The 7,154-nt window shown below is 70.5% G+C and carries 9 protein-coding genes; 6 read left to right on the top strand and 3 right to left on the bottom strand.

Annotation, left to right across the window (positions count from 1 at the left end; translation table 11 throughout):
• The first annotated feature begins 185 nt into the window (after positions 1 to 185).
• From ACTIFU_RS21420 to ACTIFU_RS21405, 4 genes are read left to right on the top strand one after another with little or no spacing between them, the layout of a single operon-like run.
• Positions 186 to 1,145 (top strand): ABC transporter permease, encoded by a 960-nt coding sequence (locus ACTIFU_RS21420; protein WP_439580355.1) that lies wholly within the window; start codon positions 186 to 188, stop codon positions 1,143 to 1,145.
• Complete coding sequence (locus ACTIFU_RS21415) at positions 1,111 to 2,052, top strand: ABC transporter permease (RefSeq protein WP_439580354.1); 942 nt, start codon at positions 1,111 to 1,113, stop codon at positions 2,050 to 2,052. The genes ACTIFU_RS21420 and ACTIFU_RS21415 overlap by 35 nt, the downstream gene beginning before the upstream one ends.
• Positions 2,049 to 3,035 (top strand): ABC transporter ATP-binding protein, encoded by a 987-nt coding sequence (locus ACTIFU_RS21410; protein ID WP_439580353.1) that lies wholly within the window; start codon positions 2,049 to 2,051, stop codon positions 3,033 to 3,035. The genes ACTIFU_RS21415 and ACTIFU_RS21410 overlap by 4 nt, the downstream gene beginning before the upstream one ends.
• On the top strand, positions 3,032 to 4,027 hold the full coding sequence (locus ACTIFU_RS21405; protein ID WP_439580356.1) for an ABC transporter ATP-binding protein: 996 nt from the start codon (positions 3,032 to 3,034) through the stop codon (positions 4,025 to 4,027). The genes ACTIFU_RS21410 and ACTIFU_RS21405 overlap by 4 nt, the downstream gene beginning before the upstream one ends.
• 19 nt (positions 4,028 to 4,046) lie before the next feature.
• Here the strand turns inward: ACTIFU_RS21405 and ACTIFU_RS21400 are convergent, their stop codons facing one another.
• From ACTIFU_RS21400 to purM, 3 genes are read right to left on the bottom strand one after another with little or no spacing between them, the layout of a single operon-like run.
• A complete protein-coding gene (locus ACTIFU_RS21400; RefSeq protein WP_439580352.1) occupies positions 4,047 to 4,205 on the bottom strand; it encodes a hypothetical protein in 159 nt (52 codons plus the stop codon).
• A gap of 28 nt (positions 4,206 to 4,233) precedes the next feature.
• On the bottom strand, positions 4,234 to 4,872 hold the full coding sequence (gene purN, locus ACTIFU_RS21395; protein ID WP_439580351.1) for a phosphoribosylglycinamide formyltransferase: 639 nt from the start codon (positions 4,870 to 4,872) through the stop codon (positions 4,234 to 4,236).
• Positions 4,869 to 5,897, bottom strand: coding sequence for a phosphoribosylformylglycinamidine cyclo-ligase (gene purM, locus ACTIFU_RS21390; RefSeq protein ID WP_439580350.1), 1,029 nt, complete (start codon positions 5,895 to 5,897; stop codon positions 4,869 to 4,871). Before purM ends, purN begins: the two co-directional genes overlap by 4 nt.
• A gap of 168 nt (positions 5,898 to 6,065) precedes the next feature.
• Between purM and ACTIFU_RS21385 the strand changes: the two genes are divergently transcribed.
• Positions 6,066 to 6,635, top strand: a complete 570-nt coding sequence (locus ACTIFU_RS21385; protein ID WP_439580349.1) for a hypothetical protein — start codon at positions 6,066 to 6,068, stop codon at positions 6,633 to 6,635.
• A 40-nt stretch (positions 6,636 to 6,675) separates the two neighbouring features.
• A partial coding sequence (locus ACTIFU_RS21380) for a CDP-alcohol phosphatidyltransferase family protein (RefSeq protein ID WP_439580348.1) occupies positions 6,676 to 7,154 on the top strand: 479 nt, incomplete at its 3' end.

Raw genomic sequence — 7,154 nt, 5'->3', positions numbered from 1 at the left:
CGCCGCGCTGTTCGTCCGCATGAACGACCTGATCGTCGGCAGCAACCACGTCATCCCGATCGTCCAGCGCCCGCTCGTGAGCGGCAGCCTGAACAATCTCCGCCCCGTGCTGAGCGGCTGGGATACCACGATGTGGCTGCTGAGGGACTGGTACCGGGAGACCTGATGCTGCCCACGCCCCGGGCGTGACCCAGTACCTGATCCGTCGCCTGCTGATCGCGATCCCGAGCCTGCTCGGGATCAGCGTGATCCTCTTCACGGTCCTCGCGCTCGCGCCAGGGGATCCGTTCGAGGAACTGGCGACCAACCCCGCCATCCCGCCCGAGGTTCGCCTGCAATTGCGGGCGAACCTCGGGCTCGATGACCCGATCCATCTCCGCTACATCGCATGGCTGACCTCGATGATGCGCGGCGAGTGGGGGTACTCGTTCGTCAGCCGCATCAATGTCGATCAGTTGATCCTGCAACGCCTGCCGACCACGCTGGTAATCATCGGCTCTTCGCAGGCCCTCGCGCTGCTGATCGCGCTGCCGGTGGGCGTGCTGGCGGCCACCCGGCCCTACTCGCTGTTCGACAAGATCGCCAACACGCTCGCCTTCATCGGCTTCTCGCTGCCCACCTTCTTCACCGGGCTCATGTTCATCCTGTTCTTCTCGATCTATCTCGACTGGCTGCCGTTCGTGTACCGCACCGGCATCGAGGCGACCGGCTGGCGCTGGCTTTGGGAGCAGGTGAAGCAGTCGATCATGCCGGTCATGGTGCTCGGGCTGTTCCAGGGCGCGGCCTGGACGCGCTTCGTCCGCTCCGCCGTGCTCGACGTGATCCGGCTCGACTACGTCACCACCGCGCGCTCCAAGGGCCTGCCCGAGCGCACCGTGATCACCAAGCACGTGGTGCGCAATGCGCTGATCCCGGTGGTCACGCTGGTCGCGCTGCAGATGCCGGTGGTGTTCGGCGGCGCGATCGTGACCGAGCAGATCTTCCGCGTGCCCGGCATCGGCTCGCTGCTGATCACCGCGATTCTGTCCAACGACACGCCGGTGATCATGGCGGTCACCTTCGTGTTCGCCTGCCTGGTCGTGTTCTTCAACCTGCTCGCCGATGTGATCTATGGCTGGCTCGACCCTCGCATCAGCTACCGCTAGCGCGGCGGCCACCGCCGCGGCACCGCGCAAGCGAGTCTCGCCCTGGGGCGAGGCGTGGCGGCGCTTTCGCAAGCACCGGCTCGCCGTCGCCAGCGCCGTCGTTCTGTCGGTGATCATCCTCGCGGTGCTGCTGGGTCCGCTCGTCTGGCGCGTGCCGATCGACGAGATCGACTTCAGCGTCCGGCTCGAAGGCCCGTCCTGGGCGCACCCGCTCGGCACCGACGATCTCGGCCAGGATCTGCTCGCGCGCATGCTCTACGGCGGGCGCATCTCGCTCGCGGTCGGCTTCGCGGCGATGCTGGTGGCGGTGCTGCTCGGCACGCTGATCGGCTCGGTCGCCGGGATCGCCTCGGGGCGGGTGGACGCCGGGCTGATGTGGCTCACCGACCTGTTCCTGTCGCTGCCCGAGCTGCCGCTCCTGCTGCTGGTGATCTACCTGTTCCGCGACACGCTGCGCGGTCTGGTCGGCGCCGAGCTCGGCGTGTTCATCCTGATCGTCTCGGTGATCGGCGGGTTCCGCTGGATGCCGGTCGCGCGCCTGGTGCGCGCGCAGTTCTTCAGCCTGCGCGAGAAGGAGTTCGTCGAGGCCGCGCGGGCACTTGGCGCCTCGACGCCGCGGCTCGTCATCCGCCACATCCTGCCCAACGCGCTCGGGCCTGTGATCGTCGCCGCGACCATCGACATCGCCGCCGCGATCATCGCCGAATCCACCCTCTCCTTCCTAGGCCTCGGCTTCCCGCCTGACATCCCGACCTGGGGCCGGCTGCTGTTCGACGCCAAGGACAACCTCGACTACGCGCCGCACTGGGCGCTGTTCCCCGGCCTCGCGATCTTCCTCACCGTGCTGACCATCAACTTCGTCGGCGACGGGCTGCGCGACGCGCTCGATCCGCGGAGAGTGATTTGAGGGACACAGGCGGCGGGTCGCGGCTGCTCGAGATCAGCGGCCTGAAGGTCCATTTCCGCACCGATGACGGCTGGGTGCGCGCGGTCGACGGGGTCGATATCGGCATCGGCCGCGGCGAGACGGTGTGCGTGGTCGGCGAATCGGGCTGCGGCAAGACCGTCACGGCGATGACGGTGATGAAGCTGATCGCCATGCCGCCGGGCAAGATCATCGCGGGACAGATCCTCTGGCAGGGACGTGACATCGTCCCGCTCGGCGCCGAGGACATGCGCGCCATCCGCGCGCGCGAGATCGGCATCGTGTTCCAGGAGCCGATGACCTCGCTCAACCCGGTCTATACCGTGGGCGAGCAGATCGCCGAGAGCATCCGGCTGCACGAGGGCCTCTCGAAGCGCGACTCCATTGCTCGCGCAATCGAGATGCTGAAGCTCGTGAACATCCCGAACCCCGGACGGCGCGCGCACGACTACCCGCATCAGTTCTCGGGCGGGATGCGCCAGCGAGTGATGATCGCCATCGCGCTCGCCTGCGGGCCGAAGCTGCTGATCGCCGATGAGCCCACCACCGCGCTCGACGTCACCATCCAGGCGCAGATCCTGGACCTCCTGAACGAGATGAAGGACCGGCTCGGCATGGCGGTGATGCTGATCACCCATGCCATGGGCGTGGTGGCCGAGACCGCCCAGCGTGTGGTGGTGATGTATGCCGGCAAGGTGGTCGAGGAGGCGCCGGTGGTCGAGCTGTTCGGCAATCCGCGCCATCCCTACACGCAGGGGCTGATCCGCTCGATCCCGCGCCTCGACCTGGCGGCGGTCAAGAAGGAGCGACTGGAGGCGATCCCGGGCACCGTGCCGAGCCTGCTCCACCCGCCGCCGGGCTGCCGCTTCGCTGCGCGCTGCCGCTATGCCTCCGACATCTGCGTCGCCGCCGAGCCGCCGCTGCGTGAGGTGGCGCCGGGCCACAAAGTGGCGTGCGTGCTGTGACCGTGCCGGCCGTCACGCCCACGCCCGCCCCGCTGCTGCGCGTGACCGAGCTCGTCAAGCGCTTCCCGGTCAAGGGCGGCATCCTGCGCCGCACAATCGACCAGGTGCACGCGGTCTCGGGCGTGAGCTTCGACCTCCAGCCAGGCGAGACGCTCGGCGTGGTGGGCGAGTCGGGCTGCGGCAAGTCCACCACGGGCCGCTGCATCCTGCGGCTGATCGAGCCCACCTCGGGCGAGGTGTGGTTCGAGGGCAGGAACGTCACCGCGATGGACCGCAAGGCGCTCAGCGCGCTGCGCCGGGACATGCAGATCATCTTCCAGGACCCCTTCGCCTCGCTCAATCCGCGCATGACCGTGGGCGCGATCATCGGCGAGGCGCTGGTGATCCATCAGCTCGCCCGCGGACGCGAGATCGAGGACCGGGTCGCCGACCTGCTCGAGACGGTGGGGCTGAACGCCGATCACATGCGCCGCTTCCCGCACGAGTTCTCGGGCGGCCAGCGCCAGCGCATCGGCATCGCCCGCGCGCTCGCGGTCTCGCCCAAGCTGGTGGTGTGCGACGAGCCGGTGAGCGCGCTCGACGTCTCGATCCAGGCCCAGGTGGTGAACCTGCTCGAGGACCTCCAGGAGAAGTTCGGGCTGACCTATCTGTTCATCGCCCACGACCTGTCGGTGGTCGAACACATCAGCGACCGGGTCGCGGTCATGTATCTGGGCCGGATCGTCGAACTCGCCTCCGCGCACGACCTCTACGCCACACCCCTGCACCCCTATACCGAGGCGCTGCTGTCGGCCGTGCCGATCCCCGATCCGACCCTGAAGCGCGCGCGGATCCGGCTGGAGGGTGACGTGCCCTCGCCGCTCAACCCGCCGTCGGGCTGCCATTTCCACACCCGCTGCCCGATCCGCGAACTGCCGCTGTGCAGCGCCGAATCGCCCGAGCTGCGCGAGGCAAGGCCGGGCCACTGGGTTGCCTGCCACCTGCGCGGCTGAGCCGCGCGGCGCGGCCGGGTCAGACCAGGAAGACCGCCATCAGCACGAGCAGCAGCACGATCCCCACGATCGACCAGACCGTGAAGGTGATGAAGTTGCCGTAGAAGCGCTGGCGCGACCTCACGAACTCGTCCAGCTTCGGATCGTCCGCCATCGTCGCCCCGCCGTGCTGCGCCATCGTCGTCCCTCGCTCCTGCCCCCGCCTTCTAGTCGGACCCCGCAGAGCCCGGCAAGGGGTTGAACAGCACCGCACCGGCCGGCGCCGGCGCCGCATCGCCGCGGATGAAGGCCGCAAGTGCCGCCGGGTAGAGGCGGTGCTCGGCGGCCAGCACGCGCGCAGCGAGCCGGTCGGCATCGTCGCCCGGCAGCACCGGCACGGCGGCCTGGGCGAGGATCGGCCCCTCGTCGGTCGCCTCGGTGACCACGTGCACCGTGCAGCCGTGCAGTTTCGCCCCGGCGGCGAGCGCCCGCTCATGCGTGCGCAGGCCCGGGAAGGCGGGCAGCAGGCTCGGGTGGATGTTCAGCATCCGCCCCTGCCAGAGCCCGACGAGATAGGGCGTCAGCAGCCGCCCGTAGCCGGCGAGGCACACGACCTCTGCCCCGGCCCCGTGCAGGACGGCCTGCACGGCGGCTTCGTGTGCAGCACGGTCGCGCCCGAACCGGCGGTGATCCACCACCGCGGTGGCGATGCCTGCATCCGCCGCCGCCGCGAGCCCCGGCGCCGCCGGCACGTTCGACAGCACCTGAACGATCTCGGCCGGAAAGGCGGCATCGGCGCAGGCCGCCAGCAGGGACCGCATGTTGCTGCCGCGGCCCGAGATCAGCACCGCGACGCGGCGCTTCATCGCGGCCAGCCCTCGGACAGGGCGATGGTCACGCGCGCCGGCCCCGCCCGGGCACGCAGCGCGCCGATCCGATGCACGGTCTCGCCGGCGCCGCGCAGCAGGGCTGCGGCCTCGTCCGCCCGATCGGCCGCCACCACCACCACCATGCCGATGCCGCAGTTGAACACCCGCAGCATCTCCTCGGGCACGACGCCGCCCTGGCGCGCGAGCCAGGCGAACACCGGCAGCACCGGCCACGCAGCGGCATCGAGTACGGCTTCGACGCCCGCGGGCAGCACGCGCGGCAGGTTGCCGGGCAGGCCGCCGCCGGTGATGTGCGCCGCCGCCTTGAGCAGTCCCGCGCGGTGCAGCGCCAGCAGGCTGGCGGCATAGATCCGGGTCGGCGCGAGCAGCGCCTCGCCGAGCTTCGCACCCGGCTGCCACGGGCACGGCGCGTCCCAGCGCGCCGCGTCGCCGCCGGCAATCCGGCGCACCAGCGAGAACCCGTTCGAATGCACCCCCGAGGAGGCAAGCCCGAGCAGCACGTCGCCGGGACCGACATCCCCGCGCGGCAGCAGGTTGCCGCGCTCCGCCGCGCCGACCGCGAATCCGGCGAGGTCGTAGTCGCCGCCGCGATACATCCCCGGCATCTCGGCGGTCTCGCCGCCGATCAGGGCGCAGCCGGCAATCCGGCAGCCCTCGGCGATGCCGGCGATCACGTGTGCCGCCTCGTCCACCTCCAGCCGGCCGGTGGCGAAGTAGTCGAGGAAGAACAGCGGCTCGGCGCCCTGGACCACGAGGTCGTTGACGCACATCGCGACGAGGTCGATGCCGACGGTCTCGTGATGCCCGGTCTCGATCGCGATGCGCAGCTTGGTGCCTACCCCGTCGGTGCTCGCGACCAGCACCGGGTCGGCGTAGCCGGCGGCCCGCGGGTCGAACAGCGCGCCGAAGCCGCCGATCCCGCCGATCGCGCCGGCGCGCGCCGTCGCGCGCGCAAGCGGCTTGATCCGTTCGACCAACGCGTCGCCGGCGTCGATATCCACCCCGGCATCGCGATAGCTCAGGCTTGGTATGACGGCCTCCGATCGGCTAAGGGAACCCCTGCCGCGCGCCGGTCCCGGGACCGCGGCGGGGCGTCGGGGGGAGAGGTGACCACAGTAGACCGCCTGGGGCGGAGAGCGGCAATCGGGGTTTTCGTGACCCTGCCCGGCATGCTGGGGGCCGTCCTGCCCGCCCTCGCCCGGGGCGGCTTCGTGATCCGCGACGTCCGCGTCGAGGCCAGCGCCGACACGCCGATCGCTGCACGTGAGACGGCGCATCGCGAAGGCTTCCGCCTGGCCTGGCAGCGCCTGCTCGAGGCCGAGGCACCGGATCAGGTCGGGCGGCTCGCCACGCTGCCCGACGCCGAGCTCGATCGCCTGATCAACGGCTTCGAGATCGAGCGCGAGCACGTCACCACCAGCCGCTACAGCGCCGTCATGACGGTGTTCTTCCGTCCGGAGCCGGTGCGGGCGCTGCTTGCGCGCGGCGCGGTCGGCCCCGTGCAGATCGAGGCCCGCGCGGTGTTCACCTCGCTCGCCGAGTGGACCGAGATCCGCCGCCGCCTGGCCGCCAGCCCGGCAGTCTCGCAAGTGGAACTGCGCGGGCTGTCCGCCACGGTAGCCCGGCTCGGCCTGACCCTGACCGCCGGGCCCGAGCAGGCCGTCGTCTCGCTCGCCGCCGCCGGCCTCGTGCTTGGCCAGGGACCGGACGGCTGGCGCCTCTCGCGCGGCGCGGACTGACGTGCAGGCGGCGCTTCCAGGACCGGACGATCGCGACGCGATGATCACGCTTCCCAACCTGATCACGCTGGCACGGCTGTTCGCCGTGCCGCTGGCGGTCTGGCTGATCCTTCAGCGCGAGATGGAGCTTGCGTTCTGGCTGTTCGTCGCCGCCGGGGTCTCCGACGCGGTGGACGGGTTCATCGCCAAGCGATTCGGGGCGCGCAGCCATGTAGGCGCCGTGCTCGACCCGGTCGCCGACAAGGCGCTGCTGGTGAGCGTCTATGTCACGCTCGGCGCGACCGGATTCCTGCCCTCGTGGCTGGTGATCATGGTGGTGTTTCGCGACGTGCTGATCGTCGGTGGCGTGCTGACGCTCTATGTTCTCGGCCAGGAGCCGGCGATCCGGCCGCTGTTCGTCAGCAAGGCCAACACCGCGATGCAGATCGTGCTTGCCGCCGCGGTGCTGCTGCATGCGGCCGATGGCGTGCCGTCGGGCGGCGTGGTGACCGCGCTGCTCTGGATCGTTGCCGGAACCAC

Source organism: Elioraea sp. (genome assembly GCF_051860475.1).
GTDB lineage: Bacteria > Pseudomonadota > Alphaproteobacteria > Acetobacterales > Acetobacteraceae > Elioraea.
The sequence above is the reverse complement of the archived record's forward strand: the minus strand, read 5'-3'. Positions and strand labels throughout refer to the sequence as shown.